Below are 25,990 nucleotides of genomic sequence, written 5' to 3'. Positions count from 1 at the left end.
CGAATTCAGGAAATGACGACCAGGGGCTGGTCAAACTCAACCGGCTGGCCATTTTCGACCAGGATTTCGGTCACGGTACCGGCCTTGTCGGCTTCGATCTGGTTCATCATCTTCATGGCTTCAACGATACAGATCACGTCACCCACGTTCACTTTCTGGCCCACTTCAACAAAGGAGCTGGCGGTGGGGGACGGCGCACGGTAGAAGGTGCCAACCATCGGGGATTTCACGGCGTGCCCCGAGGGGGCTGCCGGAGCCGAGGATTCCGCAGCCGGGGAGGCATCAGCCGCGGGTGCCGGAGCCGGGGCAGCGGCCTGGGGGGCTGGTGCCGCGTAATGGCTGACGTAATGTCCACCGGCGGCGGGCTCGCGACGGCGGGAAATGCGAACCGAATCGTCGCCTTCCTGGATCTCCAGTTCTTCGACGTCTGATTCCTCAAGGAGCTCAATGAGTTTCTTGATTTTGCGAATATCCATAACTGTTCCAGTCCCGTTTCTGTGTTCTATCGGTGAATTCGTTGCAGGGCTGCCTTCAGGGCGAGATCGTAGCCCTGGCTGCCCAGCCCGCAGATAACGCCTTCGGCGATATCTGAAAAATAAGAGTGATGGCGGAAAGGTTCCCGCGCATGCACGTTTGAAAGATGCACTTCAATAAAGGGAATGCCCGACGCCAGCATGGCATCCCGAAGGGCCACGCTGGTGTGGGTGAAGGCGGCGGGATTGATGATGATGAAATCCACCCCTTCAGCCCTGGCTTCATGCACTCTTTCTATCAATTCATATTCCGCGTTTGACTGCAGGTGTAACAGATGATGGCCTTTCTCAGCCGCCTTGCTGCGCAAGCGGTCGTCTATATCGGCCAGGGTCTCGTGGCCATAGACCTCGGGCTCTCGGGTTCCGAGCATATTCAGGTTTGGGCCGTGGAGCACAAGAATGGTCGACATGGTTCTGTCTGCCTTGATGGTTTTTGAACAGGATCGCCGAAGATGACGGCACGTTACCCCAATGGTGCGTGCTTGTTATCCCCAGATCAACACTTTTTGACAATCCTGCCGGTTGTCCATTGCTCTGAAAAGGTTACACAGCAACCTGCTGTCACGCGATGACATTTCGTTGATGACAATCATTGTTGATCATGGCGGTGAATGTCGGTATTCGACATTGGTTTCATGGGCCGGGCGATTGCCCGGCCCGGAAGGTCAGGTCTCGGCCAGGGTCACGCAGTTGCGGCCGTGCTCCTTGGACGTATACAGGGCGCGGTCTGCGCGCTCGCACAGGGCCTGGGCGGTTTCACCCTGCCAGTCGGCAATACCGCAACTGAAGGTGACATTGAATTCCCGGTCGCCGGCCTGCTGGGTCAGCTCGGAGAAACGCTCACGAATTTCGTTGAGGACATTGCGGGCATCGCCCGGGCGGGTGTTCGGCAGGATGATGGCGAACTCTTCTCCACCGTAGCGGCCAATATGATCGGTCTTGCGCAGACGTTGTTTCAGGAACATGGACAGGCTGCGCAGAATCCGGTCGCCAATCGGGTGGCCAAAGGTGTCGTTTACCTTCTTGAAGAAGTCGATATCGATCATGGCAAAGCACATGGGCTGATCTTTCTGGCGCGCACGCACGATTTCCTGCTCCAGCAGATGCAGGGTGTGGGTGTGATTGAACAGGCCGGTCAGGCTGTCGCGGATCATCAGTGCCAGCAGTGAGCGGGCCCGCCGACCCCGGTTGTGCAGGGTCGCAATCAGGTGCTTGGGATCGATGGGCTTGGTCAGGAAGTCGTCACCGCCCAGGCTCATGGCGTGCAGCTGTTTGCTGACGTCCTCTTCCGCCGACAGGTAAATGATGGGAACACTGTGGAAACGATCCTGCTGGCGGATGACACGGGCAATCTCCATGCCGGTGCAGCCGGGCATGTACATGTCCAGGATGATGATTTCTGGTGAGAACTCCTCCAGGGCATGAATGATCTGCATCGGATCGGTGATGATGTGAGCGGTCATTCCCGCCTTTTTCAATACCGTTTCCATGTATTTGGCCTGGGCCCGGGAATCGTCCAGGACCAGCACCTTGTAGGGCTCGACAGTGTTGCCGTGGGTATAGGTTTCGATCTTTTCTATCAGTTGGCCGGGGTCCACCGCCGGGTAGAAGAACTCCTCCCCGCCGCAGCGGGAGGCGCGCAGCCGGGTTTCGATGCTGCCGTCCTCGTCGCTGACGAAAATGATGGGGATCGGAGTGTCGTGTTGCTCCTGTAACTGTTCCACGGTCGCAATGCCGTCATTATCTCTGCCGCCGAAGCTGACATCCATCAGGATGGTTTCCGGTTTGCTGAGCGCACAGGCCTCAATCAGGTCTGCTGATGCGCTGAAGGCGGAAGCGCGAAAACCGAAAAATTCCAGTTGCCGGATCAGTCGTGAGGCCATCTCTTCGTTCGACAGGGCAATATAAACTGGTGTTCGACGATACTGCTGGGGCGCGCTGGAGGTGTCCTGGTCGGTGCGACGCTGGGTGGATAGGCGCAGATTCTCGGTGGCATCTTCCAGTGCCTTGGCTTTGGCATCGTCCAGGGGGGTGTCCTGATGCCAGTCCGTCAACAGGGCCAGGATCAGCTCGCCGGCAGCCGCGTGGCTGTCCATCTCGAAACGCCGGGCATAACGAACGAGTTTGTCGGCTGCGGCAATCAGATCGTCCCGATGGGCGGGCGCCTGACTGCGGTCGTCGCGGATTTTCTGCCAGGTATCAAGCACCACCCGGGCCTGGGTGGTGACACGGCGGGCGAAATGCTGCCTGAGTTTCTCTTTCTGGCTCTCGTCGTTCATGGTGCTCCGGCCTGTCTGTCCAATTGTTGATCGCGATATCCGTCTGCGCGAATTTTTGCCATTTATGAGTTATACAGAGGCTTTATGGTCCTTGTGTAGAGTCTATAGTGTTTAATGTTGTGGGCGTAGGTTGCGCTATGTAAATGTTTGTCAACTCTGCGGCCCGGGTCACAGCTAACCTGATACTTGTTTCTCTGATGGAGCCCCGATGTGATGGCAGGGATGCTCGACAACTTTTATAACCGCAGGCAGCGAGGGGAAATTACCTTGCAGACCTTGCTGTTGCTATTCGCCGGCACTCTGCTGACGCTCACGCTGGTGGTTGCGTTCGTGACCAGCTATGGCTATTTCCGGGGCTATGTTGCCGATCAACTGTCCGCTCATGCCCGCGATGGTGCCACCGCAACCGGGCTTTCACTGTCCAATGCCATTGACGGTTCTGATCCGGTGGCCTCGGCGTCACTGATTGATGCGGTATTCGACAGTGGTCGTTACCTGGCTGTCGAATATCTGGGGCACGATGGTGAGATGATTGCCGGTCGGCGCATGCCGCTGCAGGCTAACCGCGCGCCAGAGTGGTTTGTTTCCCTGGCGGCATTGCCCTTGCCGGTGGCGGAAGCGGAGGTAGTCAGGGGCTGGAGCCGGTTGGGCAAGGTGCGGGTGGTGAGTCATCCCGGGCGGGCCTACGACGACCTCTGGCATATTTCCCTGGGGCTGCTGCTATCCGCCCTGGTGATCGCCACTGGTGGCTTGCTGGGGCTGTTTCTGTTACTCCGGAGGACTTTGAGGCCCTTGAAAGAGGTCGAGGCCCAGGCCCGGGCGCTTGGCCAGCGGGATTTCCGGAAGCGAGTGAGTATTCGCTCCACCCGGGAGCTGAACCGGGTGACAGAGGCTATGAACCAGATGGCGGATGACCTGGGTCAGTTATTCGAGGGGCAGGGCAAGCTTATCCAGCACTTGCGGCGCGTGAACAATGAAGATCCGGTGACGGGGCTGGCGAGCCGCAGCGCGTTTGACCAACGCATGAAGGTGGAAGTGGAATCGGAAGAGAAGTCGGCGCCTGGCGTTCTGATCATGCTGCAGCTGGCCTATTTTGCAGATTATAACCTGGCCTATGGCCGGGACGAGGGGGACCGGTTGTTGCGCCAGGTGGCCGGTGGCATCCGGGCGTTTGTCGCCCGACATGCCGAATCCTTTGCCGGGCGCAGAACCGGTGCAGAATTTGCGGTGTTTGTGCCCGGTGCCTCCGCAGCGGACGTGCGAATCTGGGCCGAGCAGCTGGTGCGGGAGCTGGATGGAATCTACTCGGACCTCTCCGCCCCGATGGACGCTCATGTTCATGCTGGCCTGGCGGTGGCCAGACCCGGTGATGGCATCAGGGTCTTGTTGGCCGCCGCCGATGAAGCTCTCAGGGCAGCCCAGCAAAGGGGGGACTCCTGCAGCCTGCTGCTACCCGATTCCGGTGTTGAGAGCCATCACAATATGGAGACCTGGCGCACGATCATTACCCAGGCGATTCGGGAAGATAAGCTGTCTCTCTGGCTCCAGCCCATGGTGCATGGTGAGGAGCAGACACTGGTCCATTATCAGGTGTTCTCCCGTATTGAGTCTGCAGAAGGGCCGCTGAAAGCTGGTTTGTTTGTGCCCATGGCCGAGCGATTGGGGCTGGTGAGTGATATCGACCGTATGCTGCTTACCCGGGCGCTGGAGTGTCTTGAACGCCACCCGGAGCGACGGCTGGCGGTATCACTGGGTAGTAATTCGATCGCGTCTGATAGCTTCCGTGACGATCTGCTGACCATGGTTACCCGGGCGGGGCGCACAGCCGGGCGCTTGTGGGTCGGTATTGCCGAAGTGACCATTCAGCATCACCGCAAAGCCGTCAGCTCTCTGGTAAGAGAGTTGTCGCGGCTTGGTGTACCGGTGCTGGTTGACCGGTTCGGCGTGGGCGGCGTGCCATTCAGTTATCTCAAGCGGCTGCCGTTCAGGGCCGTTCGGATTGATCACAGCTTCATCCACAACCTGGACCGTCATGATGAAAACCGGTTCTGGCTGGAGTCGGTTGTGGGTATTGCCCACAGTCGGGGGGTGAAGGTGTACGCTACGGGAGTAGAAACTGCGGCGGAATACTCGGTACTCTGTAGACTGGGTATTGACGGCGCCATGGGCTACCATCTTGGCAGACCATTTGCCGCAGACACGTAATCAACAGGAGATCAGGAGTCTTATGCCTGGCAAGATCAGACAGTACTTCAGGGACAAGAAAGACGATGTGCAGGATTACACCGGCGGTAGCGGTGTTATTGGCAAGTTGGTGGTTGCCTTGCTGGTGGTCTACCTGCTGATTACGATGGTTCTGGGTATCTACTGGAGCAGTGAGCCAGATACCTTTTCTGTACGTGATCACACCCGTACGCTGGCAAGCACCATGGATAGGGAGCCGGTGACCGGTTTTGCCACCACCGCCACCATGATCCGCATTGCCGAGACCCTGCTGGATAAGCCCGGCGGTTATATTTCCAACGACATCGCGCCTCCCGGTCTGTGGATGGACAATATGCCGAACTGGGAATATGGCGTGCTGGTCCAGTTGCGGGATCTTTCCCGGGCGATGCGTAAGGATATCAGTCGTTCCCAGAGCCAGTCAGCGGAAGACCCGGATCTGACCATTGCCGAGCCCCAGTTCCACTTTGACAGTGAAAGCTGGGCCATTCCATCGACCGAGAACGAGTACCGGCGTGGTATCAATGCGCTCAAGCGCTATCTGAATCGCCTGTCCGATCCGGCCCAGGCGGACGCCCAGTTTTTTGCCCGGGCGGATAACCTGAACAACTGGCTGGCGGATCTGGAAACCCGGTTGGGTAGCCTGTCCCGCACGCTCAGCGAAAGCGTGGGCAAGGCGTCGGTGTCGGATGCCGTGGCCAATCTGAATCCGGATGATCCTCTGGCGGAAGAGACCGGTGGCGAGGATGTCAAAACCTCGTGGACCAAAATTGATGATGTCTTTTACGAGGCGCGAGGCAGTGCCTGGGCGTTGCTGCATATTTTCCGGGCGGTGGAAGTGGACTTCCGGAAGGTGTTGCAGGACAAGAACGCCATGGCGAGCGTAAAGCAGATCATTATCGAACTGGAGGGCACCCAGGCTTCCATGTGGAGTCCGGTGATTCTCAATGGCAGTGGTTTCGGTGTGCTGGCCAACCATTCGTTGACCATGGCGGCTTATCTGTCACGGGCGAATGCTGCGATCAGTGATATGCGGGACCTGTTGTCGCGGGGCTGATAAGCGCCGTTGTCTGAGCTTTGGCTCAGGCACAAAAAAGCCGGGCAGTCGTTAGACTTGCCCGGCTTTTTTATGTTCGAAGCGTGATCAGCCCTTGTAGGCGTTGATGGCGTCTTCGATAGCTTTCTTGGCGGCTGCAGCGTTGTCCCAGCCCTGCACTTTCACCCACTTGCCGGGCTCCAGAGTCTTGTAGTTCTCGAAGAAGTGACGGATCTGATCACGCAGCAGTTCCGGCAGGTCTTCGATTTCACGAACGTTGTGGTAGGTCTGGGTCAGCTTGTCGTGGGGCACGGCCACCAGTTTGGCATCACCACCGGCTTCGTCTTCCATGTTCAGTACGCCTACCGGGCGGCAACGAATAACCGAGCCAGCCTGCACCGGGTACGGGGTGACCACCAGGACGTCCAGTGGGTCGCCGTCGTCGGCCAGGGTGTGGGGGATGAAGCCGTAGTTGGCCGGGTAGAACATCGGAGTGGCCATGAAACGGTCAACCAGCAGGGCGCCCATGTCCTTGTCCAGTTCGTACTTGACCGGAGAGCTGTTGGCCGGGATTTCGATGGCAACGTAGATGTCTTCTGGCGGGTTCTTGCCAGCGGGGATGTTGTCGAATTGCATGTGCGATCCTTCCTGGTACGTTAGGGTTCGTTTAACTGCGTTTAAAAAGTGGGCGCAATTATACGGAAGTCTCTTGCCATTCGAAACTAAACCTTGGTCACAGCCTGATCTGTTTGGCAATCAGCTCCTTCATGATTTCCGTGGTGCCGCCGCCAATGGACAGAATCTTGGCATCCCGGTACAGCCGCTCCACCACCGACTCCCGCATATAGCCCATACCACCAAACAGCTGTACCGCCTCGCGGGTGACTTTTTCGCACACGTCCACGGCGAAGTTCTTGGCCATAGCCACCTGTTTAATGGGGTTTTTCCCGGCCTGCATCAGTGCGGCACAGCGGTAGGTGTATTCCCGGGCGATGTCGATCTGGGTGGCCATGTCAACGAGTTTGTGGCGGGTGACCTGAAAGCCGGCAACGGGGCGGCCGAAGGCCTGGCGTTGTCTGGTGTAATCCAGAGCGGCTTCGTAGGCGATCTGGGCGGTCATGTAGGCCATGACGGACAGGCTCAGGCGTTCAGCCAGGAAGTTGCTCATGATGGCGATAAAGCCGGCGTTTTCGGCGCCGATCAGGCGGTCGGCCGGTACCCGGCAGTCCTCGAAGAAGAGCTCGGCGGTGTCGCTGGCCCACCAGCCCATTTTCCGGAGTTTGTTGCCGGTGGTGAAGCCTGGTGTGCCTTTGTCGATCAGCAACAGGCTGATGCCGCCGTGGCCTTCGCCCCCGGTGCGCACGGCGACGGTGTAATGGTCGGCGCGGATGCCGCTGGTGATGAAGGTTTTGCTCCCGTTGACGATGTAGTGGTCGCCGTCTTTTACGGCACGGGTTTTCAGGTTGGCGACGTCGGAGCCGCCACCGGGTTCGGTCACGGCCAGGGCGGCGATTTTGTCGCCGCGTAGGACGGGCGGCACGATCTGTTCGCGAATGTCTTGTTTTGCCCACTTGGCCACCGGCGGCAGGCCGATATCCAGGGAGCCGATACTGGCCACGAAGCCGCCAGAGGTGGATCGCATCAGTTCCTCGGAAACTGCGACTTTCATAAAGATATCGCCTTCACCGATGCCGCCCAGAGTTTCAGGGAAGCCGATGCCCAGGAGTCCGGCGTCGCCGGCGAGTTTATAGATTTCACGGGGGAATTCACCGGCTTCTTCCCAGTCGTCAATATGGGGCCGCACGTGGGTCTCGATGAATTTCCGGGCGGTTTGGCGCACCTGTTCATGGGTTTCGTTGAAGTAGTCAGACACGGATTGGCTCCCTGTGTTCTTGTTTTGCGATGAGGTGAGTGTCGCGCAATCCCGGCCACCAAGCAAGCGCTTGGTTTGGGTTTGTTCCGGCAATAAAAAAGCTGGCCCGAATGGCCAGCTTGTCAGGCGGAGTGCCTTACAGGGGTTTATGCACCGCGGGCAATGCTTTTCACCCCGTCACGTGTGCCGAGTAGCAGCAGGTCGGCCGGGCGGCGGGCGAACAGTCCGTTGGTGACCACGCCGACAATGTTATTGAGCTTTTCTTCCACCACCAGCGGGCGGGAGATATCCATGTTGTGGATGTCGATGATGATGTTGCCGTTGTCGGTGACAAAACCATCCCGGTAAACCGGATCGCCCCCGAGTTTTACGATCTCGCGGCCGACATGGCTGCGGGCCATGGGGATAACTTCCACGGGCAGCGGGAATTCGCCCAGGATGCCGACTTGCTTGGACTCATCGGCGATGCAGATAAAGGTCTTGGCGACGGCGGCCACAATCTTTTCCCGGGTCAGGGCACCGCCACCGCCCTTGATCAGTTCCAGGCTCTCGTTGGTTTCGTCGGCACCGTCGACGTAAAACTCGATTTCGTTAACGGCGTTGAGGTCGTATACCGGGATGCCGTGCTTTTTCAGTCGTTCGGCGGTTGCCTCGGAGCTTGCGACGGCGCCGTCGAAGTCGTTGCGGTATTCCGCCAGGTAGTCGATGAAAAAGTTGGCGGTGCTGCCGGTGCCCACCCCGACAATGCTGCTCGGTTCCAGGTGAGGGGCGATGTGATCCACTGCAGCTTTGGCAACGGCTTGTTTCAGTTCGTCCTGGGTCATGGGGGGCTCCCGGAGGTTTGCGTTGAATTTGGGCGCTATTATACGCCTGCAGCAACTCTGCTTATAGACGGCAAGCGTGCAAACTTTCTACACTGTGGGTTTTTCCTGATCACTCACCAGCAACCGGAACCATCATGCCGCAACGCTATATCAAGAAGATACTCGATGCGCGCGTCTACGACGTGGCCATCGAAACACCCCTGACTGAAGCCCGTAGTCTTTCCAAGCGCTTTGGCAACAATATTATGCTCAAGCGTGAAGACCTTCAGCCGGTGTTTTCCTTCAAGATTCGCGGCGCCTACAACCGGATTGCTCAGTTGTCGGAAGAACAAAAGGCCAAGGGGGTTATCTGCGCTTCTGCCGGCAATCATGCCCAGGGCGTGGCTCTGGCCGCAAAGAAGCTGGGCATCAAAGCCGTTATTGTGATGCCTCAGACGACGCCGGAGATCAAGGTACGCTCAGTTCGTGACCACGGCGCCAGAGTGGTTCTCAAGGGCGATGCTTTTGATGAGGCGGCAGCCCACGCACAGGAGCTGATCCAGAAACACGGCTACACCTACATCCCTCCCTACGACGACCCGGATGTGATCGCCGGTCAGGGCACTGTAGCCATGGAAATCATGTGGCAGTTCAGCAAGCCGATTCATGCCATCTTCATCTGTGTCGGTGGCGGCGGGCTGATTGCCGGCATGGCGGCCTATATCAAGTATCTGCGCCCGGAAATCAAAGTGATTGGTGTGGAGCCGGAAGACTCCAACTGTCTGCAGGCGGCCATGAAGGCCGGTGAGCGTGTGGTGCTGGATGAGGTGGGCATCTTCGCCGATGGCGTGGCGGTCAAACAGATCGGTGAGTATCCCTGGGAAATCTGCAAGGATCACGTAGATGAAGTGATCACAGTGTCCACGGATGAGATCTGTGCGGCCATCAAGGATGTGTTTGAAGATACTCGCTCCATTGCCGAACCGGCAGGTGCTCTGGGTGTAGCGGGTATCAAGAAGTACATCGCGAGGGAAAAGATCGAGGATGAAAACCTGATTGCCACCCTCAGTGGTGCCAACATGAACTTCGACCGACTGCGCTATGTGTCCGAGCGCACCGAAGTGGGAGAGAAGCGCGAGGCGATTCTGGCGGTAACGATCCCGGAGAAGCCGGGCGCGTTCAAAACGTTCATCAATGCGCTGCACAAGCGCAGCATCACCGAGTTTAATTACCGCTATGCGGATGCTCAGAACGCCACCATTTTCGTGGGAATCCAGATTGCCGCTGGCGGACATGGCCGGGAAGAACTGGTGCAGGATCTTCGGGAAAGCGGGTACTCGGTGGTCGACCTTACCGACAGCGACCTGGCCAAGCAGCATATTCGCCATATGGTCGGGGGCCATGCACCGACGATTACCAATGAAAAGGTGTTCCAGTTTGAATTTCCCGAGCGCCCGGGAGCTTTGCTGAAGTTCCTGATGTCGCTGGGAACGCGCTGGAATATTTCCATGTTCCACTACCGCAATCATGGTGCGGCCTACAGCCGGGTGCTATTGGGCGCGCAGGTTGAGGACAATGAGGTGGCGGACTTTGAGGGCATGCTCGACAAGGTCGGTTTTCGTTATGAAAACATGACTGACAACGAGGCCTATCGGCTGTTTTTGGGAGCAGGCAACGGGCGTTCCACCTGAGGGTGGAACGCTACAACTCTTACATAACGGTAATCTGTCAAAAATTGTAAAAATCAAGTTACGTGTTAGTCTTTCGTCTAATTCTGCGAATCAGTAATAGTTGTCTGATTTTCCTGCCAATTGAATGAAAGAATAACGGGAATCCAAGAAATGGGGAGCAAGCCTGACATCATTCGTGCCATTGTGCTCATCTTTGCTGTCGGCCTTGTGATTACGGGTTTTACGTCCATTCAGGCATCTGAGGACAAGCGTGCCGACCGCGAAGCATCTGCAGTAGGCTATGTTCTGTCTGCCAATCAGGGTCTGAAACGGTAACAACGCTTATCCGTTACCACACCGTGTAAAGGCACATCCCAGGGCTCAATTGGCAACTGTTCCACGCGCTGAAAATCGTGGGCCAGGCCAACCAGCTTTGGTGCCATGCAGGGCCTGATTCGGCTGAACGCGAAGGTTCGGTCGTAGAAGCCGCCGCCCATACCCAGTCGCCCTCCGGTTTCGTCAAACCCTACCAATGGAAACAGCACTGCATCCAGTGCCCAGGCCGGCTTGCGTCTTGAGCGCGGGAACGGGGGTTCTGGAATGCCGAAGCGGTTTGCCGTCAGTTGCACTCCATCAAAATAGGGGCTGAAAACCAGCTTGCCCGTGTAGATCGGGTGCAGAATGGGCAGGTAGAACCGGATGCCTTTTTTGCGAGCCAGATCAATATACAGGGACGGGTCAATTTCGCCGTCGTTGGCCAGGTAGATGCCAATGTGGCGTGCCCGGTGCAGGTCGGGGTGCCTCAGCAGGTTAAGGGCGAGACGTTCGGAAGCTTGCCGCTGTTCTTCAAACGACAGGCTTCTCCGTTTCTGGCGAAGAGTTTGGCGGAGCTGGCGGCGTGAGGCCCGATCATTGCCGGCGTCAAACGTCCTTGCTTGATGATGCGGATTCAAGATGGCGATTACCTGCTGCTGCGTCGTGAATTCGGCCTATGTTGTATCACATCAATAACGCCCCGTTAAAATTCTGCTAGTCTGCAGTCCGTTGTTTTTTCAGAGGCTGTATTCTGCCATGGATTTCCCCCGATACGCTCGCCTGTTGCTTCCTGCGGTTTTGATTGTTGCTTTGTCTGGTTGCGCGACCGGATCCCCCGAGGTTTACCGGGTGGGTGTTCGTGCGTTGGCTTCTGCTGAATATTCCGGTGCCCGCCACCATCTCCAGAGTTACCTTGACGGTGAGACCGAGAGTTATGAAAGCAGTCGGGCGCGCTATGAACTGGCTCGCTTGACGTATCTTGGCCTGGGTGGGCCAGCGGATGAGCGGGCAGCTGCCGAGTTGCTGGAGCGAGAGCTTCAGAAACCGTTTTCGGTCTACGAGCGCGAAGCGCGGCATTTGTTGGCCGAGATCTATCGGCGAGGGCAGGCAGAGAACCGTGATGTGTCCAGGTCGTTAGTGCTTCTCCGTGCGGCGGACTATCCGCGAGCCTTGATTGATCTCGCGATGATCTATTGGTCCGGGGAGCTGGTCGAGCAGGATCGCAAACAGGCGGTGGCACTGATCCCCGAAATCGGTGAGGTAGATAATGCTTCGAATCTGTTTCATCACCGGGCTCTGGCTGAATACTGCGGCCCCGACACCCGGGACAGGGTACCTGCCTGGGCCTGTCTGGATGAGGAAGGCGAGTTTATTCTCCAGAGTGCAGACGAGGTATGGCGCGCAAGTCGTCCGGACACCGATGCAGGCACCATGCGCTACCTGGCTACATTGTATCCGGCCCTGGTGGATCCCAGTGCGCAACGCCGGGTAGCGTGGTACCGGTATGCCGGAGATAAAGGCAGCGCCCGCGCTCAGTACATGATGGCCCAAATATACGGAGCGTCAGATTCACCTTGGTTTAACCCTGCCGAAGCAGAGCAATGGCTGCAACGGTCGGCCGATCAGAACTACCCGAACGCACTGCTGGCCCGAGGTGTGGCACTGGCTCGCGGACAGCAGCGTTCCGAGGCTGATTATCTTGAGGCGCTGGATCAACTGGAGCGTGCGGCCGACCGGGGCGAGAAAGAGGCGAATCTCTGGTTGGCTCACCTGTATCTGAATCCCGCAGAGGGGCGCTCGATGCAGGTGGGTCTGGCCGTTGCGCGTCTCGAACAGATAGAACGGGAAGACGATCGGGCCAAGCACTTGCTGGCCGATATCTATCTCTCGAGCCTGCCGGGTATGGCCGAAGAACAGCATCGCCGAGCCTTGGAACTGTTAGAAGGCATGGCTTACCGGGATGCGGAGGCGGCCTACAAACTTGGTGCGATCTACAGTCAGGGGCTGGCCAGTATTCCCCCCAGTCTGGTGGATGCTGTAGGTTGGTTGAGGCGCGCCGCTGATAAGGGCCACCTGCCCGCACAACTGCTTTTGGCGCGAGAGTTGTGGCAGGACGGCCGGGATGAGAGCGCTGCGAAAGCTCGCGAGCGGTTTGTGCTTATGCCGGTTGCCGATGTGCCGGAAAACCTGCGTCAAGCTGTCTCCAATGCGCGCTATCGACAGGCAATGTATTACGCCGGTCAGGCCGAGGTTCATACAGAAGAAATTCGAAAGCTTCTGGAGATGGCGGCGGAGGAGGAGAACATGGCCGCTCTGGCGTACCTCGGGCTGATGTACTACCGGGGTGAGCGGGTGGCCGCGGACGATGAGCTGGCCTATCAGTACCTGGAACGCTGGGATTCGCTGTACCAGCAACGAAAGAATCAGGCCAAGTCGGACGAATCAGTGTGGTCTGGATTGTTGTTCGATGAGCGGTTCGGTAACCAGGAGGTTCAGGACGCTTTGCTGCACTTGAGATTCAGGAAGTCGCAATCGGAGTAACGGTGAAAAGCTTCCCGGGCTGCCGTTATCGGATGTAGCCCTTGAACCCAGAAGTTCAAGGTCGGTGGCCGCTGTGACATATTAGGCTTTCCCCCTTGGGGGACATGCTCACAATGCCCTGAAGTAGCCACCTGGGTAATGCGCATCGGCTCGAGGACGTACCCGACCAGCGAACAGCCCAGGAAGTTGGTTCCATTATACGGGCAGGGCCGGGGAGGATTGCAACCCCGTTTCCGGATTCTTTCCGGATCAGTTGCCCGAAGGCTCTCCCAGCGCTTCATCAAGCCGGTTATCCATGGCACGCAGGATGCTGCTGGTGGCGTCCGACATGGTGTCGCGCTCCAGCAGTTCATGGGTGATGTTCAGGGCGGCCATCACGGCAATGCGCTCGGTACCGAATACCTTGCCGCTGGAGCGGATTTCACGCATTTTGGTGTCCAGATGCCGGGCCGCACGTAGCAGGGCTTCCTGCTCTTCCTGCGGACAGGCCACCAGGTATTCCTTGTCGAGAATCCTGACTTCCACGGTGGTTGGGGTCTGTGACATCAGTGGTGCTCCAGTGCCCGAAGACGGCCGATCATGGCTTCAATCTTGTTTTTGGCAAGATCGTTTTTGTGCATTAGCTGGGCCCGTTCCCGGTTCCAGTCGTCCTGCAGCTCCCTTAGCAGGGCGTTGTCTTTCTCCAGCTTGTCGCAGCGCTCGATCAGCTTGTCCAGCTTGTCCGCTAATGCCTGTACTTCGGACTGTTCCATGACCTGCCCAACATCGGTGATTTTGATGAGAGTTACTATAAGTGCGCGCGCCAGACCGGTCAATTTACCGCATTGTCATGGCGTGCCCGCCGTGAGGCCTGTCACCTTTTGCGTCAGATCAGCTGGAATCCTGTGCCCCGAACCCCTGTTGTCGGCCTGCTCGCCAGGTGTTCAGTGCGGGCAGGGCGGACACTGCCAACGCAGAGAGCGGCACTGCCACCAGTAACAGCCACTCCTCCCGGGCCAGCGGCCGAAGCCGGATTTGCAGTCCGTAGTGTTCCAGTAGCCAGGGGCTGAGGCCGGCGATGGCGGCAGCGCCGAGCAGCAGGGCGAACAGGCAACTGGCCAGGGCAAGCCCGACGCACTCCAGGCTGTACAGGCCGGCAATCAGCCCCGGTGAAGCTCCGGTCGCTCGCAAAACGGCAATCTCCCGTTGCCGCTGGGCTTGCAGGGTGAGCAAAACCGCAATCAGTCCCACCAGGCTGGTGATCACGACAAAGCCGCTGATGCCCAGCAGGGCTTTTTCAAATTGCCCCATCATCCGCCAGAGCTCGCTCAGGGCCACACCCGGCAGGATGGCCGACAGAGGTTCCTCGCGGGCCTGGTTCAGCTCCCGTTGAACCTGGAAGGTGAGGATCGGGCGGTCCAGGCCAATGAACACGGCGGTGATGGTGTTCGGTGTGTAATCCCGGTTACGGGCCTGGTCGGCCGACAGGGTCCGGCCCGGGATGGCCACGCCGGATTCCCAGCCCACATGCATGGCTTCCATGGCTTCAAGGCTGATGTAAACCGCCTGGTCGACGGGCGTGCCGGTTGGCGCGAGAATGCCGGATACCCGGAATGGCAGGTCCTTGTGATTCGAGAAGCTGGTGCGGCCACCGCCATGGGAAAGGACCAGGTCGTCGTTCAGTTTATGGTCAAGCTGCCGTGCCACGCCGGCGCCGATCACCACGTCAAACAGATCAGAAAACCAGTCTCCGCTCGCCAGGGTCAGCGGTTGGTCGTTGCCATAGCGGAAGCGGGCCAGGAACTGCTCGTTGGTGCTGACAACCCGAAAGCCGCGGTAGCTGTCGCCCAGGGAAATAGGGATCAGCCAGTCGATGCGGCTGTCCTCAGTCATGGACTGATAGGTGGACCAGCGAATGTTGTTGGTGGCATCACCGATGTGGAACACCGTGTAAAGCAGCAGATTCAGCTGGCCACTGCGGGCCCCTACGATAAGGTCGGTGCCGCTGATGGTACTGGTGAATGATTGTCGGATTTCTGTGCGCAGGTACTGGATGCCAAGCAGCAGGGTTACGCTCAGCGTCAGGGTCAGGCAAACGAGAGCCAGTACACGGCGCCGGTACCACAGACTGGCGGCGGAGAGGAAGATGGTGAGCTTGAGCTTGTTCATGGCGCCACCTCCAGGGCCATGCGATGATGAAAGTGCCTGGCCAGTGACTGATCGTGGCTGACAAATACAACCGAGCTGTTACTGCGCTCGGCCAGAGTTAGCAGTAGTTCAAGAAAGCGGTCCCGATTGTCGCTATCCAGAGCAGACGTGGGCTCATCTGCAAGAATGATCTCGGGAGCGCCGATCAGCGCGCGGGCGGCAGCCACCCTCTGCTGCTGGCCGATCGATAGCCGGGTCACTCCCTGGTGCCAGTGGCTTTGCGGAATGCCCAGTTGTGTCAGCAGGTGTTGGGCAGCTTCGGTGGCGGAGGGTATCGCACGCGAATGGCGCAGATTTGATAGCCGGCAAGGCAAAAGTGCATTGGTCACAGCGCTCAGATAGGGCACCAGGTTGAACTGCTGGAAGATGACGCCCATATGATCGGCGCGAAGTCGATCCCGGGCGCCGGCCTTCATGGTGGTCAGTTCCTGATTCAGCAGCTGAAGGCTGCCACGGCTGGGCGTGTGCATGCCTGCGAGTAGTCCCAACAGCGTACTTTTACCCGTACCACTGGGGCCGTGCAGGAACAGGTGTTCACCCCGTGTCAGCTGAATATCGGGGAAGGCCAGTTCTCGAGCCTGGTTTTGCCATCGGAAGTGCAGATTCCGGGTTCGGATGGCCAGAGTGTCCGGGCGGGAACTGTCCGGCGGTTGTCGTGTCTCGCTGTTCATATCCGTATCGTGCTCGCCGTTGTATGATGGCGCCGGTTGCTGATCTGGTTTTTTGGAGAACCCGTGTTGATGTTCACTGATGTTCTGTCCCGCAAGCTGCTTGCCTGTCTTGGACTGGGCTTGTTGTTATTGGTTTCCCTGGCGGTCCGTGCCGAGCCCCGGGAGATCGACTGGCTTGAGTTAATGCCTGCGGAAGATCTGGCGCTGCTCGAGACTATGCCGGAAATCGAACATGAGGGCGATGGCCCGCCCCTGTTGCCGGACGAAATCATGACCGGGCGGGTGGTTCCGGAAATGGGCAACGTCGAGGGCCGGATTCCGGGCTTTGTGGTACCTCTGAAAACCACGGACGATATGCGCATTCTCGAGTTCTTCCTGGTGCCCTACTACGGCGCCTGCATCCATGTGCCGCCACCACCCCCAAACCAGATCATCCACGTAAAATACCATGAAGGGTTTACCCTGGAGGCTCTATACGACCCGGTCTGGATCGAGGGGGAACTGGTGATTGAGCGAACCGAGAATGATCTCGGCACTTCCTCCTATTCCATGGTGGCGCAGTCGGTAGAACCTTACACCGAGTAACGGTTCAGCGGCCAACCCGGAATTGCTGGTCGCCGGCTTCCAGTCTTGTGGCGCCTTGGCCTTCAGGGCCGATCCACTGAACATCCAGGTGTTCCAGTGCCGGAAAGTGCTTCGCCATCGGTGTGGTCAGTGTCTGGTGATCGGCAAGTCCGTCACAGGTCAGTGATTGGGTAATCTCGATATCGCTGTGGTCGTTTGCTTGCCCGTGATCGTGATCGTGGTCATGGTGTTCGTGCGCATGGTCACTGTGATGGCGGGTCGCCTCGGGCCACGAGCTGTGAAAGCTGGCATCTTCCACGTTGCAGTTGCCATCCTCAGTGTTAATCAGAGGGGTCGACATCAGCCACTGCTCCAGATCCGCCAGTTGCCGATGCTGTTGCTCTGTGCGTGGCTCGTGCTCGAAGCCAAGCAGATTGTATGCGGGTGAGCGAAGGAAGACATCGGCGGTGTTGGTGTCTATGGCTACCTGGAGCTCCGCGTGGCCATGTTGATGGGCGCTGGGGTTGTTGGCCGCGCCCGCGGGCAGCGGAGCCAGTACGGCGCTTGCCAGTGCCACGGTCATGAGAGGCATAACGTATCTGCGCATCGGGTCATCCTGTCCATATCTGATATGTTATAACATTTTTGTCTGACGTGAAGATAAAAGCAACCCCGCCTGCCCGGGTATTCGTGCCAGGATTTCCCCAGAATGCTAGGATACGGTATTCGTCGGGGCACCGCCCCGGCGCGTATCTGAACGTACACCACCGATTTAAGGAAACGGCAGCTTCATGTCCGAAACCGATACCTCCGCCGCCCGTGCGGCTGAATTTGAACGCTGGGCCAACGTGTTTACCGCGCACAAGGCGTTCAGCCACCCCTCTGAGCTGCATGGCGTGCTCTGTGGCCGGCTGGCGGCAGGCTCCCGTATTGACGAGCCCGAGTGGCTGGCTATGGTTTGCGAACACATGGGGCTGGCTGATGAAGCGGCTGAAGAGTCGGATGACCTCGCCCCCTTTATGAACAGCGCCTACGGTAAAACGCTCAAGCAATTGCAGTCCACCGACATGAGTTTTCAGCCGTTGTTGCCAGATGACGACTATGCCATCGAACAACGACTGGAAGCCCTGGTGGCCTGGGTTCGAGGATTTCTGGAAGGCATGGCGCTGGCGGCCGGCGCTTCCCTTGGCCAGGCTCCGGATGAGATCCGGGAGCTGATCGAGGATATGGTGGCCATCAGCCAGCTGTCGGAGGACGAAGAATCCGACGACGAAAGTGAACAGCAACTGCTTGAAATTACCGAGTACGTGCGCCTTGGCGCGCTGGCGGTGTTCACCGAGTTCAATGAGCCGGAGAAGCCGGCAGGCGATTCGCCCACCCTGCACTGATCAGGAGCTATCATGGCTGTGACCATTCCCGTGAAAGAGTTTGCCGAGCGCCGTCGCAAGTTGATGGACCGGATGGCCCCGGACAGCATCGCCATTCTGCCTGCGGCGCCGGAGCGGGTGCGTAACCGCGATGTGTTACACCCGTTTCGCCAGGACAGCGATTTCCAGTATCTGACCGGCTTCGGCGAGCCCGAAGCGGTGTTGGCCCTGATTCCAGGCCGCGAGCATGGTGAAGCGGTTCTGTTCTGCAAGGAGCGGAATCCGGAGAAAGAGCTCTGGGATGGTTTTCTGGTGGGCCCTGAGGGCGCCATCGAACGTTACGGCTTCGACGATGCTTTCCCCATTGCGGATATCGACGATATTCTGCCCGGCATGATTGAAGGCCGAAGCCGGGTCTACTATCCGCTGGGCAAGGATCCGGCATTCGATAACCGGGTGATGGACTGGCTCAAGGTGATTCGCAGCAAGGTTCGTTCCGGAGCGCACCCCCCTGGGGAGCTGGTGGCGCTGGAGCACCTGCTGCATGATATGCGGCTGTACAAGAGTGCTGCCGAAATCAAGGTGATGGCAAAGGCCGGCCAGATCAGTGCCGAGGCCCACTGCCGGGCCATGAAGCGGGCTCGTCAGGGCGGGTATGAGTACAATCTTGAAGCTGAACTGATTCATACCTTTATGGAGCATAGTGCGCGCTCTACCGCTTATCCCTCCATCGTAGGTGGTGGTGCCAACGGCTGCATCCTGCACTACATCGAAAATGCGGCACCGCTGAAAGACGGCGACCTGGTACTGATAGACGCGGGTTGTGAGCTGGAATGCTACGCCTCGGACATCACCCGCACCTTCCCGGTCAGTGGCAAGTTCAGCCCGGAACAGAAGGCGCTTTACGAAGTGGTGTTGGCGGCCCAGTACGCGGCGATCGATGCGGTGAAGCCGGACAATCACTGGAACCAGCCCCATGAAGCGGCTCTGAGGGTGCTGACCCAGGGCCTGATCGATCTGGGCCTGCTCGCAGGCACGCTGGACGATGCTCTGGCCAACGAATCCTACAAACCTTTCTTTATGCACCGCACTGGCCACTGGCTGGGGCTGGATGTCCATGATGTTGGCGATTACAAGGTGGGCGATGCCTGGCGGGTACTGGAACCGGGGATGGCGTTGACCGTTGAGCCAGGGCTGTATATTGCGCCCGACAATACCGACGTAGAGCCTCGCTGGCGGGGTATTGGCATCCGTATTGAAGACGATGTGGTGGTCACCAAAGAGGGTTGCCGAAACCTGACCGAGGGCGTGCCGAAGACCATTGCCGATATTGAAGCTCTGATGGCGGACTGATTCAGTGAATACCGAGCGCGTGGATACTGACCTGATCATTGCCGGTGGCGGCCTGGCCGGTGCCACTCTGGCCCTGGCCCTGGCGCGCCTGGTGCCGGAACTGAAGGTAACGGTAGTTGAGGCGTTTCCGCTGTCACCAGAGGCGTTGCCGGAGGATTACCAGCCCAGCTATGACAGCCGGTCGACGGCACTGGCCTGGGGCTCCCGCCTGATCTTTGATCAGTTGGGGCTGTGGCGGCAGTTGTCTGAGCACGCCACCCCGATCCGCCACATTCATGTCTCTGACCGGGGTCGTTTTGGCGCTACCCGTCTGCATGCCAACGAACACGGTCAGGATGCCCTGGGTTATGTGGCAGACAACCGCTGGATGGGCCTGTGTCTGATGCGGGCTTTGCTGGACACCAGGGTAAGTTGGCAGGCGCCGGCTCAGGTGGAAGGCATGAAGCCCGTGGCTGGCGGTGTCCGGGTGGCCATCCGAAAGGATGGTGCACAGAAGGAACTGACCGCGCGTTGTCTGGTGATCGCCGATGGCGGGCGTTCCGGGCTGCGGGAGAAGCTGGGCTTTGTAACCCGCACCGAAGCCTATGGTCAGAACGCGCTGATAGCCAATGTCTCCACCAGCGACAGCCACCAGTTTACGGCTTATGAACGTTTTACTGAGGCCGGTCCCATGGCTTTGCTGCCCCATGGTTCCCCGAAGCGGCCGGGGCATCAATCGGCCCTGGTCTGGACCCTGGAAGACGAGGCTCTGGCCGAGATCCTGTCACTGTCGGATGAACAGAAATGTCAGAAACTGCAGGAACGGTTCGGTTGGCGTCTTGGGCGTTTTAGCCACATTGGCCAGTGCCATCATTATCCCCTGAACCTGACTACGGTAGATGAACCCGCCCGCCCGGGGGTTGTGCTGGTTGGTAATGCCGCTCATGCCCTGCACCCGGTGGCTGGCCAGGGCTTTAACCTGGCACTCAGGGGATTGATGACCCTGGTGGAACAGTTTCGTCGGGCGGTTGATGAAGGGATTTCTATTGGTGAACTTTCGGTACTGGGGCGTTACCAACAACTGCATCGGCAGGACTGGCAGCAGACGGTGCAGTTCTCCGATTCCCTGATCCGGATATTTGGGCAGCCGCTGGCGCCCGTTGCCGCCGCCCGGGATGCAGGGCTGGTGGGGCTGGATCTGTTGCCGGGGGCCAAACGCTGGTTCGCCCGCAAAGCCATGGGCACGGGTGGGCGCAAGCCGCTGGTAGGTTCCGGAGTGTCATCTTTCGAGGCGGAAAAACATGACAGGTAAGTCGGTGGGTGCGGCGTGTTTTGACATTCTGGTGGTTGGTGGCGGAATGGTCGGCTCGGCCCTGGCTCTGGGGTTGTCTCGGCAAGGCTGGAATACCGGACTGGTGGAAGGAGCCCGGGTTCAGGATCTGTTGGCCCCGGGAGAGACCGCCAGCCATACCGATGACTTCGAACCCCGGGTCAGCGCCATCTCCCTGGCCAGTGAGCAGCTGCTGGATCGTCTCCGGGCCTGGCGCCATGTCCAGGCCGGCAGGCATTGCGGCTATCGTGGCATGACGGTCTGGGATGCCGACGGTACCGGTCGCATTCACTTCGATGCGGCTGAACTCCATGCTGATACCCTGGGTACCATTGTTGAGAACCGGTCGATTGTCCGCGCTTTGTTTACCGAGCTGGCGGACAGTAACGTTACGGTGATGGATGGTGTGCGTGTGCAGGGCTGGAGTGCTGGAGCCGGCATCCAGTTGGACGATGGCCGAACGCTGTCCGCCAAACTGGTGGTCGGGGCCGATGGTGCCCAGTCGCGGCTGCGCCAGTGGTCGGGACTGGCTACCCGGGAATGGGATTACGATCAGCAAGCGATTGTGTGCACCGTCCGTACCCGGCAGCCGCACCAGTACACTGCGTGGCAGCGTTTTTCGCCCACCGGGCCGCTGGCGTTTTTGCCGTTGTTGACGGAGTCTGGAGACGAGCACTATTGCTCTATCGTCTGGTCACAGGATACGGCCGAAGCCCGCCGCCTGATGGCGTTGGAGACCGAGCAATTCCGGTTGGAGCTGGAGCGGGCGATTGAGCAGCAGCTCGGGGTTATCGAATCCGTTTCGCGCCGCTTTGCGTTTCCGCTGCGTCAGCGTCATGCCAAGGAGTATGTTGCCGACGGCCTGGCACTGGTGGGCGATGCTGCCCACACCATTCACCCGCTCGCCGGCCAGGGTGCAAACCTTGGCTATGGCGATGTGTCGGCCCTCATGGGCGAGCTGGGGCGGGCCAAAGAACTGGCACTTTCGCCGGCAGACCAGACCGTGTTGGCTCGTTATCAGCGCCGCCGTAAAGGCGAGAACCTGGCGATGATGGCGGCCATGGAGGGCTTCAAGCAGTTGTTTGCCCGGGATGAGCTGGCTATCCGGTGGTTGCGCAATACCGGTATGCGCTGGCTGGACAACCTGGCGCCGCTGAAGAACCGCATTGCCGCCGAGGCTATGGGTATAAAACGCTAACGGTTGTCCATTCTGAGTCGCCGGAACTGTTTTCCGGCGGCCTGTTTTCGTAAACTCCTCGCCTTCGTGTTCAATTTGCAAAGGAACTGTCTATGGCCGGCTCCAGCCTGCTCGTATTACTTGATGACATTGCTGCCGTACTGGATGACGTGGCGGTGATGACCAAAGCTGCTACCAAGAAAACCGCCGGTGTGCTGGGCGATGACCTGGCGTTGAATGCGCAGCAGGTCACCGGTGTTCGACCTGCCCGGGAAATCCCGGTGGTGTGGGCGGTCGCCAAGGGTTCGTTTATCAACAAGGCCATTCTGGTGCCGGCGGCACTGGCCATCAGCTTTTTTGTACCCTGGCTCATTACCCCGCTGTTGATGCTCGGTGGTGCTTTCCTGTGCTTTGAGGGGGCCGAGAAGCTGGTTCACAGGTTCCTGCACAAAGAGCAGGAAGAAAAGCACCGGCAAGAGCTGCGGGAGGCTCTGAAAAAGCCGGAGGTGAACCTTAAAGCGGTTGAGAAAGACAAGATCAAGGGCGCTGTCAGGACCGACTTTATTCTCTCCGCCGAAATCATCGCCATCACGTTAGGAACCGTGGCCGACAAGAGCTTCGGAATGCAGTTTGCGGTGCTGACCGTCGTGGCGTTGATGGTGACCGTCGGTGTGTATGGGCTGGTGGCGGGTATTGTGAAGCTGGACGACGCCGGCCTTTACCTGAGCCAGAAAGCCAGTGCCTTCGCTCAGAAGCTGGGGCAGGGCATTCTGTGGCTGGCGCCCTGGATGATGAAAACCCTGTCGGTACTGGGCACCATTGCAATGTTCCTGGTGGGCGGAGGTATTCTGACCCATGGTATACCGGCGGTGTACGGGGCCATTCACCATGTGGCCGGAATGATTTCTTCAGTGCCGGAAGTGCTGGTCACCACGGTCGGGGATGGCCTGTTTGGCCTGCTGGCCGGTGCTATTCTGGTTCTTGTTATTACGCCCGTTGCGAAGCTTTGGGAGCGCCGGGCGGCGTAATCCGTGGCGGGGCCGGCCCGTTCACAGGCAGGCGTCAAACAGCCGGCTGATCAGCACTGGCACAGCGGTTTCCACCCGAAGAATTCTCGGGCCCAGATGCACGCTCCGGCAGCCGGCCTCCTCCAGCTTGCCGACTTCGTAATCGGTAAAGCCCCCTTCCGGACCAATGCACAGGGCAGCCGGCTCATTGAGGTGGGTGGGGCAGGGGGCCGCCATGCCCGGATGCGCCACCAGTGCCTGTTTGCCACCTAGCAGTGTCGGTAGTTCATCCTCCACAAAGGGTTTGAACAGCTTGCGGATATGGACCTGAGGCATCAACGTGTCTTTGGCCTGTTCAAGGCCGAGGGCCAGGTTCTCTCTCAGATGATCCTCGGTGAGCCAGGGCGTTTGCCAGAAACTCTTTTCCACCTTGTAGCTGTTAATCAGCCAGAGATCCTTCACACCCAGAGAGGCGCAGGTCTGCAGTACCCGCCGGAACATCTTGGGCCGGGGCATAGCCAGTATCAGCGTGAGCGGTAAGGGAGCAGGGGGCTGCTGATCCAGGGTTACCAGCAATTCGGCCTCGGTCTCTGTCATTGACAGCACTTCAGCATGGCCCATCAGGCCGTTTACCCGGCCAGCCGGTATGCGATGGCCGGTGCCGGCTTTGAGCACCGTTTTCAGGTGCTCCAGCCGACGGCCGCGGAGACGCACCCGGTCCGGGGCGACGAAGTCTTCCTCAAACAGCAGGGCCAGATTCATCAGGCTTCGGGCTCTTCTCCGTCGGCCTCTGCCCGTTCCCGGTAGGCGAGGCGACCAAATATGATGCCGAACTCGAACAGAATCCACATGGGCACGGCCAGGAGCGTCTGGGAGATGATATCTGGTGGGGTCAGCAGCATGCCGATGATGAAACAGGCCACGACCACATAGGGGCGCTTGGCGGCCAGGTCTTGCGGCGTGGTGGCGCCGGTCAGAATCAGCAGTACCGTCGCAATGGGGATTTCAAACGCAATGCCGAAGGCAAAGAACATCTTGAGCACGAAGTTCAGATAACTGCTGATGTCAGGCAGTTCGACAATGCCCTCCGGGCCGATGGCGGTAAAGAAACCAAACACCAGCGGAAAGACCACGAAATAGGCGAAAGCCGCGCCAGCGTAGAACAACAGCACGGAAGTAAACAACAGCGGGAAGGCCAGGCGCTTTTCATGGGCATAGAGCCCGGGCGCCACAAAACTCCAGAGCTGGTAGAGAATGATCGGAATGGCGACAAATACCGCCAGAACCAGTGCCAGCTTCAGGGGCGCAAAGAAAGGCGAGGTGATGTCGGTGGCGATCATGGTCTGGCCGACCGGCAAAAGTTCGCGCAACGGCTGGGACAGCAGAAGATAGAGTTCGTTGGCAAACGGATAGATGACGGCGAAACAGATAATCACCGCCAGCACCATTTTCAGTAGTCGGTTGCGCAGCTCGAGCAAATGCTCGATCAGGGGCATTTCCTGCTGTTCAGACGACGTCTGCTGGCCGTTTTGGGTGGCACTCATGAATGCTTGTCCGAAGGGCTGGTCGGTGAGGATTCACTGGGTTGATCGCTGGCCGCCGCCTCGTCCCTGACGGGTTCATGCGGAGGTTCGGGCTGGTCGTCCGCCTCCGGAGAGGGGGGCGTGACCCGCCGGGTTGCCGGCGCCGGCCTGGGCTTGCGGGTCTGATCGTCCGGCAGGATCATGTGCTCGTACTTTTTCGCCTCATCCAGGGCGCCGCGCACGGTCTTCTCCACATCGTCCAGGCCCACATCACCCGCCTTGCGCAGCTCCTCCCGGAGTTCTTCGGCCTTCAACTGCCGGTCCAGTTCACTGGTGAACTGGCTGACCATGCGCCGGGCGCCACCGATCCAGCGGCCAGCCGCCCGCGCCGCCGTCGGCAAACGCTCCGGGCCGAGCACGAGCAATGCAATCACGCCGCAGATCAGCAGCTCTAGAAAGCCGATGTCGAACATTCAGGGGGTGCTCAGCCTTGCTTTTCTTTGGGCTTGTCTTCCGCCTGGGCTTGTTGCTCGGCGTTCTGTTTTTCCAGCGGTTGCTGTTCGGCGTTCTTCTCTTCCTCGTCGTTCATGGATTTCTTGAATCCACGGATGGCGCCGCCGAGATCGCTGCCGATGTTCCGGAGTTTCTTGGTTCCGAATAACAGGATGACGATGCCAAGTACGATAAGAAGTTGCCAGATGCTGATACCCATGAGGGTTCCTCGTTCAAATGTTGCTGTTGCATGACATTGTACGCCAACCGCTACCCCTTGCGGAAATACCCCTTGGGGGTACTCCTTTACGGATTCCGGGAGGCTTTTTCTTCCAGGCCTGACAGGTCGAAGCGGCTGGCCAGTTCCTCCAGAACATCCTTCGGGCCCAGGCCTAACCGTGACAGCATCACCAGGCTGTGAAACCAGAGGTCGGCCGTCTCGTACACCAGGTCCCGGGTTTCGCCGGAATGCTCTGCATCCTTGGCAGCGAGCAGCGTCTCGGTGCACTCTTCGCCCACCTTCTCCAGAATCTTGTTCAGCCCCTTGGCATGCAGGCTGGCGACGTAGGATGTGTCGGGATCCGCGTCTTTGCGGGCTTCCAGTACCTGTGCCAGGCGTTCCAGTACATCACTCACGGTGTCTGCTCCTCAGTTGCTGCCGTAGATGGTATTCGGGTCTTTGAGAACCGGATCGGCGCTCACCCACTGACCATCTTTCAGGGTTCGGTAAAAACAGCTTCGCCGGCCAGTATGGCAGGCAATGCCGCCTTTTTGTTCCACTTTCAGCAGCACCACATCGGCATCGCAATCGAGCCTGATATCCCGGAGCACCTGCTGGTGCCCGGAGCTCTCGCCCTTGCGCCAGAGTTTGCCACGGGAACGGGACCAGTAAACCGCCTGACCTTCCTCAACCGTGAGCCGGAGAGATTCCCGGTTCATCCAGGCCATCATCAGGACATCGCCATTATTGGCGTCCTGAGCAATGGCCGGCACCAGACCGTCTTCTGTCCATTGGATCTCGTCGAGCCAGTCAGGCTGTACGACGTTAGCGGGAGAATCTTGCATTT

At 58.8% G+C, this 25,990-nt stretch carries 29 protein-coding genes and 1 other RNA gene; 11 read left to right on the top strand and 19 right to left on the bottom strand.

The features are described 5' to 3' along the window. Nucleotides 1-5: 5 nt before the first annotated feature. The 3 genes from accB to MARHY_RS15845 all read right to left on the bottom strand — a co-directional run bounded on the left by accB (nt 6) and on the right by MARHY_RS15845 (nt 2,812). Nucleotides 6-476, bottom strand: a complete 471-nt coding sequence (gene accB, locus MARHY_RS15855) for an acetyl-CoA carboxylase biotin carboxyl carrier protein (RefSeq protein ID WP_014422713.1) — start codon at nt 474-476, stop codon at nt 6-8. A gap of 26 nt (nt 477-502) precedes the next feature. After that, nucleotides 503-943 carry a type II 3-dehydroquinate dehydratase gene (aroQ, locus tag MARHY_RS15850; protein WP_011786855.1) on the bottom strand — a complete coding sequence of 147 codons (441 nt, stop codon included), beginning with the start codon at nt 941-943 and terminating at the stop codon, nt 503-505. 255 nt (nt 944-1,198) lie between these two features. Next, the gene (locus MARHY_RS15845; protein ID WP_014422712.1) at nt 1,199-2,812 is read right to left on the bottom strand and encodes a diguanylate cyclase; all 1,614 of its coding nucleotides are present in this window, start codon (nt 2,810-2,812) and stop codon (nt 1,199-1,201) included. A gap of 213 nt (nt 2,813-3,025) precedes the next feature. Here MARHY_RS15845 and MARHY_RS15840 point away from each other — a divergent pair, with 213 nt between their 5' ends. Further along, the gene (locus tag MARHY_RS15840; protein ID WP_081496579.1) at nt 3,026-5,017 is read left to right on the top strand and encodes a bifunctional diguanylate cyclase/phosphodiesterase; all 1,992 of its coding nucleotides are present in this window, start codon (nt 3,026-3,028) and stop codon (nt 5,015-5,017) included. Nucleotides 5,018-5,039: 22 nt separating this feature from the next. Continuing rightward, on the top strand, nt 5,040-6,092 hold the full coding sequence (locus MARHY_RS15835; protein ID WP_014422709.1) for a DUF2333 family protein: 1,053 nt from the start codon (nt 5,040-5,042) through the stop codon (nt 6,090-6,092). Between the two features lie 87 nt (nt 6,093-6,179). Here MARHY_RS15835 and ppa read toward each other — a convergent pair whose 3' ends face one another. The 3 genes from ppa to rpiA form a co-directional block, all read right to left on the bottom strand. Continuing rightward, entirely contained in the window at nt 6,180-6,707 is a 528-nt protein-coding gene (gene ppa, locus MARHY_RS15830; protein WP_014422707.1) for an inorganic diphosphatase, read from the bottom strand. A 97-nt stretch (nt 6,708-6,804) separates the two neighbouring features. After that, nucleotides 6,805-7,944 (bottom strand): acyl-CoA dehydrogenase family protein, encoded by a 1,140-nt coding sequence (locus MARHY_RS15825; RefSeq protein WP_014422706.1) that lies wholly within the window; start codon nt 7,942-7,944, stop codon nt 6,805-6,807. A 146-nt stretch (nt 7,945-8,090) separates the two neighbouring features. Beyond that, a complete protein-coding gene (gene rpiA, locus MARHY_RS15820) occupies nt 8,091-8,768 on the bottom strand; it encodes a ribose-5-phosphate isomerase RpiA (protein ID WP_011786849.1) in 678 nt (225 codons plus the stop codon). A gap of 134 nt (nt 8,769-8,902) precedes the next feature. On the opposite strand from rpiA, the gene ilvA reads away from it, so the two are divergent. Next, a complete protein-coding gene (ilvA, locus tag MARHY_RS15815; protein WP_014422705.1) occupies nt 8,903-10,438 on the top strand; it encodes a threonine ammonia-lyase, biosynthetic in 1,536 nt (511 codons plus the stop codon). A gap of 150 nt (nt 10,439-10,588) precedes the next feature. After that, a complete protein-coding gene (locus MARHY_RS18870) occupies nt 10,589-10,753 on the top strand; it encodes a hypothetical protein (protein WP_022993092.1) in 165 nt (54 codons plus the stop codon). On the opposite strand, the gene MARHY_RS15810 is transcribed toward MARHY_RS18870, so the two are convergent. Next, nucleotides 10,735-11,370, bottom strand: a complete 636-nt coding sequence (locus tag MARHY_RS15810; protein ID WP_014422703.1) for a 5-formyltetrahydrofolate cyclo-ligase — start codon at nt 11,368-11,370, stop codon at nt 10,735-10,737. The two genes, MARHY_RS18870 and MARHY_RS15810, sit on opposite strands and share 19 nt — an antisense overlap. Nucleotides 11,371-11,488: 118 nt before the next feature. Between MARHY_RS15810 and MARHY_RS15805 the strand changes: the two genes are divergently transcribed. Next, nucleotides 11,489-13,273, top strand: coding sequence for a tetratricopeptide repeat protein (locus MARHY_RS15805; RefSeq protein ID WP_081496578.1), 1,785 nt, complete (start codon nt 11,489-11,491; stop codon nt 13,271-13,273). A 7-nt stretch (nt 13,274-13,280) separates the two neighbouring features. Here the strand turns inward: MARHY_RS15805 and ssrS are convergent. The 5 genes from ssrS to MARHY_RS15785 all read right to left on the bottom strand — a co-directional run bounded on the left by ssrS (nt 13,281) and on the right by MARHY_RS15785 (nt 16,131). Continuing rightward, a non-coding RNA gene (ssrS, locus tag MARHY_RS18650) (6S RNA) lies at nt 13,281-13,461 on the bottom strand. Between the two features lie 61 nt (nt 13,462-13,522). Next, nucleotides 13,523-13,819, bottom strand: a complete 297-nt coding sequence (locus MARHY_RS15800; protein ID WP_011786846.1) for a cell division protein ZapA — start codon at nt 13,817-13,819, stop codon at nt 13,523-13,525. Beyond that, on the bottom strand, nt 13,819-14,025 hold the full coding sequence (locus MARHY_RS15795) for a TIGR02449 family protein (protein WP_011786845.1): 207 nt from the start codon (nt 14,023-14,025) through the stop codon (nt 13,819-13,821). Before MARHY_RS15795 ends, MARHY_RS15800 begins: the two co-directional genes overlap by 1 nt. Nucleotides 14,026-14,143: 118 nt before the next feature. After that, nucleotides 14,144-15,421, bottom strand: a complete 1,278-nt coding sequence (locus MARHY_RS15790) for an ABC transporter permease (RefSeq protein WP_014422701.1) — start codon at nt 15,419-15,421, stop codon at nt 14,144-14,146. After that, nucleotides 15,418-16,131 (bottom strand): ABC transporter ATP-binding protein, encoded by a 714-nt coding sequence (locus MARHY_RS15785; protein WP_014422700.1) that lies wholly within the window; start codon nt 16,129-16,131, stop codon nt 15,418-15,420. Before MARHY_RS15785 ends, MARHY_RS15790 begins: the two co-directional genes overlap by 4 nt. Nucleotides 16,132-16,200: 69 nt before the next feature. Here MARHY_RS15785 and MARHY_RS15780 point away from each other — a divergent pair, with 69 nt between their 5' ends. Next, nucleotides 16,201-16,716, top strand: a complete 516-nt coding sequence (locus MARHY_RS15780; RefSeq protein ID WP_014422699.1) for a DUF3299 domain-containing protein — start codon at nt 16,201-16,203, stop codon at nt 16,714-16,716. 4 nt (nt 16,717-16,720) lie between these two features. Here MARHY_RS15780 and MARHY_RS15775 read toward each other — a convergent pair whose 3' ends face one another. Continuing rightward, a complete protein-coding gene (locus MARHY_RS15775) occupies nt 16,721-17,302 on the bottom strand; it encodes a ZrgA family zinc uptake protein (protein ID WP_014422698.1) in 582 nt (193 codons plus the stop codon). A gap of 184 nt (nt 17,303-17,486) precedes the next feature. Between MARHY_RS15775 and MARHY_RS15770 the strand changes: the two genes are divergently transcribed. The 5 genes from MARHY_RS15770 (at nt 17,487) to MARHY_RS15750 (ending at nt 22,929) form a co-directional block, all read left to right on the top strand. Continuing rightward, complete coding sequence (locus tag MARHY_RS15770; protein WP_011786840.1) at nt 17,487-18,083, top strand: UPF0149 family protein; 597 nt, start codon at nt 17,487-17,489, stop codon at nt 18,081-18,083. A gap of 12 nt (nt 18,084-18,095) precedes the next feature. Then, nucleotides 18,096-19,415 (top strand): Xaa-Pro aminopeptidase, encoded by a 1,320-nt coding sequence (pepP, locus tag MARHY_RS15765; protein WP_014422697.1) that lies wholly within the window; start codon nt 18,096-18,098, stop codon nt 19,413-19,415. A 4-nt stretch (nt 19,416-19,419) separates the two neighbouring features. Further along, nucleotides 19,420-20,706, top strand: coding sequence for a 2-octaprenyl-6-methoxyphenyl hydroxylase (gene ubiH / locus MARHY_RS15760; protein ID WP_014422696.1), 1,287 nt, complete (start codon nt 19,420-19,422; stop codon nt 20,704-20,706). After that, nucleotides 20,696-21,922 carry a UbiH/UbiF/VisC/COQ6 family ubiquinone biosynthesis hydroxylase gene (locus tag MARHY_RS15755; RefSeq protein ID WP_014422695.1) on the top strand — a complete coding sequence of 409 codons (1,227 nt, stop codon included), beginning with the start codon at nt 20,696-20,698 and terminating at the stop codon, nt 21,920-21,922. The genes ubiH and MARHY_RS15755 overlap by 11 nt, the downstream gene beginning before the upstream one ends. A 92-nt stretch (nt 21,923-22,014) precedes the next feature. Further along, a complete protein-coding gene (locus MARHY_RS15750; RefSeq protein WP_014422694.1) occupies nt 22,015-22,929 on the top strand; it encodes a DUF808 domain-containing protein in 915 nt (304 codons plus the stop codon). Between the two features lie 21 nt (nt 22,930-22,950). Here MARHY_RS15750 and MARHY_RS15745 read toward each other — a convergent pair whose 3' ends face one another. The 6 genes from MARHY_RS15745 to hisI all read right to left on the bottom strand — a co-directional run bounded on the left by MARHY_RS15745 (nt 22,951) and on the right by hisI (nt 25,988). Next, nucleotides 22,951-23,670, bottom strand: a complete 720-nt coding sequence (locus tag MARHY_RS15745) for a 16S rRNA (uracil(1498)-N(3))-methyltransferase (protein ID WP_014422693.1) — start codon at nt 23,668-23,670, stop codon at nt 22,951-22,953. Next, complete coding sequence (gene tatC, locus MARHY_RS15740; protein ID WP_014422692.1) at nt 23,670-24,452, bottom strand: twin-arginine translocase subunit TatC; 783 nt, start codon at nt 24,450-24,452, stop codon at nt 23,670-23,672. Before tatC ends, MARHY_RS15745 begins: the two co-directional genes overlap by 1 nt. Continuing rightward, the gene (gene tatB, locus MARHY_RS15735) at nt 24,449-24,904 is read right to left on the bottom strand and encodes a Sec-independent protein translocase protein TatB (protein ID WP_014422691.1); all 456 of its coding nucleotides are present in this window, start codon (nt 24,902-24,904) and stop codon (nt 24,449-24,451) included. The genes tatC and tatB overlap by 4 nt, the downstream gene beginning before the upstream one ends. A gap of 11 nt (nt 24,905-24,915) precedes the next feature. Further along, nucleotides 24,916-25,143, bottom strand: a complete 228-nt coding sequence (tatA, locus tag MARHY_RS15730) for a Sec-independent protein translocase subunit TatA (RefSeq protein ID WP_014422690.1) — start codon at nt 25,141-25,143, stop codon at nt 24,916-24,918. 86 nt (nt 25,144-25,229) lie between these two features. Next, nucleotides 25,230-25,559: a phosphoribosyl-ATP diphosphatase gene (locus MARHY_RS15725; protein WP_014422689.1), complete on the bottom strand. Its 330-nt coding sequence runs from the start codon at nt 25,557-25,559 to the stop codon at nt 25,230-25,232. A 12-nt stretch (nt 25,560-25,571) separates the two neighbouring features. Further along, the gene (hisI, locus tag MARHY_RS15720; RefSeq protein WP_014422688.1) at nt 25,572-25,988 is read right to left on the bottom strand and encodes a phosphoribosyl-AMP cyclohydrolase; all 417 of its coding nucleotides are present in this window, start codon (nt 25,986-25,988) and stop codon (nt 25,572-25,574) included. Nucleotides 25,989-25,990: the final 2 nt, after the last annotated feature.

This window comes from Marinobacter nauticus ATCC 49840, from assembly GCF_000284615.1.
Classification (GTDB): domain Bacteria; phylum Pseudomonadota; class Gammaproteobacteria; order Pseudomonadales; family Oleiphilaceae; genus Marinobacter; species Marinobacter nauticus.
The sequence above is the reverse complement of the archived record's forward strand: the minus strand, read 5'-3'. Positions and strand labels throughout refer to the sequence as shown.

Coding starts and splice junctions, on each gene's coding strand:
- accB (WP_014422713.1), bottom strand. CDS start 476: ATGGATATTCGCAAAATCAAGAAACTCATTGAGCTCCTTGAGGAATCA.
- aroQ (WP_011786855.1), bottom strand. CDS start 943: ATGTCGACCATTCTTGTGCTCCACGGCCCAAACCTGAATATGCTCGGA.
- MARHY_RS15845 (WP_014422712.1), bottom strand. CDS start 2,812: ATGAACGACGAGAGCCAGAAAGAGAAACTCAGGCAGCATTTCGCCCGC.
- MARHY_RS15840 (WP_081496579.1), top strand. CDS start 3,026: ATGGCAGGGATGCTCGACAACTTTTATAACCGCAGGCAGCGAGGGGAA.
- MARHY_RS15835 (WP_014422709.1), top strand. CDS start 5,040: ATGCCTGGCAAGATCAGACAGTACTTCAGGGACAAGAAAGACGATGTG.
- ppa (WP_014422707.1), bottom strand. CDS start 6,707: ATGCAATTCGACAACATCCCCGCTGGCAAGAACCCGCCAGAAGACATC.
- rpiA (WP_011786849.1), bottom strand. CDS start 8,768: ATGACCCAGGACGAACTGAAACAAGCCGTTGCCAAAGCTGCAGTGGAT.
- ilvA (WP_014422705.1), top strand. CDS start 8,903: ATGCCGCAACGCTATATCAAGAAGATACTCGATGCGCGCGTCTACGAC.
- MARHY_RS18870 (WP_022993092.1), top strand. CDS start 10,589: ATGGGGAGCAAGCCTGACATCATTCGTGCCATTGTGCTCATCTTTGCT.
- MARHY_RS15805 (WP_081496578.1), top strand. CDS start 11,489: ATGGATTTCCCCCGATACGCTCGCCTGTTGCTTCCTGCGGTTTTGATT.
- MARHY_RS15800 (WP_011786846.1), bottom strand. CDS start 13,819: ATGTCACAGACCCCAACCACCGTGGAAGTCAGGATTCTCGACAAGGAA.
- MARHY_RS15795 (WP_011786845.1), bottom strand. CDS start 14,025: ATGGAACAGTCCGAAGTACAGGCATTAGCGGACAAGCTGGACAAGCTG.
- MARHY_RS15790 (WP_014422701.1), bottom strand. CDS start 15,421: ATGAACAAGCTCAAGCTCACCATCTTCCTCTCCGCCGCCAGTCTGTGG.
- MARHY_RS15785 (WP_014422700.1), bottom strand. CDS start 16,131: ATGAACAGCGAGACACGACAACCGCCGGACAGTTCCCGCCCGGACACT.
- MARHY_RS15780 (WP_014422699.1), top strand. CDS start 16,201: ATGTTCACTGATGTTCTGTCCCGCAAGCTGCTTGCCTGTCTTGGACTG.
- MARHY_RS15775 (WP_014422698.1), bottom strand. CDS start 17,302: ATGCGCAGATACGTTATGCCTCTCATGACCGTGGCACTGGCAAGCGCC.
- MARHY_RS15770 (WP_011786840.1), top strand. CDS start 17,487: ATGTCCGAAACCGATACCTCCGCCGCCCGTGCGGCTGAATTTGAACGC.
- pepP (WP_014422697.1), top strand. CDS start 18,096: ATGGCTGTGACCATTCCCGTGAAAGAGTTTGCCGAGCGCCGTCGCAAG.
- MARHY_RS15755 (WP_014422695.1), top strand. CDS start 20,696: ATGACAGGTAAGTCGGTGGGTGCGGCGTGTTTTGACATTCTGGTGGTT.
- MARHY_RS15750 (WP_014422694.1), top strand. CDS start 22,015: ATGGCCGGCTCCAGCCTGCTCGTATTACTTGATGACATTGCTGCCGTA.
- MARHY_RS15745 (WP_014422693.1), bottom strand. CDS start 23,670: ATGAATCTGGCCCTGCTGTTTGAGGAAGACTTCGTCGCCCCGGACCGG.
- tatC (WP_014422692.1), bottom strand. CDS start 24,452: ATGAGTGCCACCCAAAACGGCCAGCAGACGTCGTCTGAACAGCAGGAA.
- tatB (WP_014422691.1), bottom strand. CDS start 24,904: ATGTTCGACATCGGCTTTCTAGAGCTGCTGATCTGCGGCGTGATTGCA.
- tatA (WP_014422690.1), bottom strand. CDS start 25,143: ATGGGTATCAGCATCTGGCAACTTCTTATCGTACTTGGCATCGTCATC.
- hisI (WP_014422688.1), bottom strand. CDS start 25,988: ATGCAAGATTCTCCCGCTAACGTCGTACAGCCTGACTGGCTCGACGAG.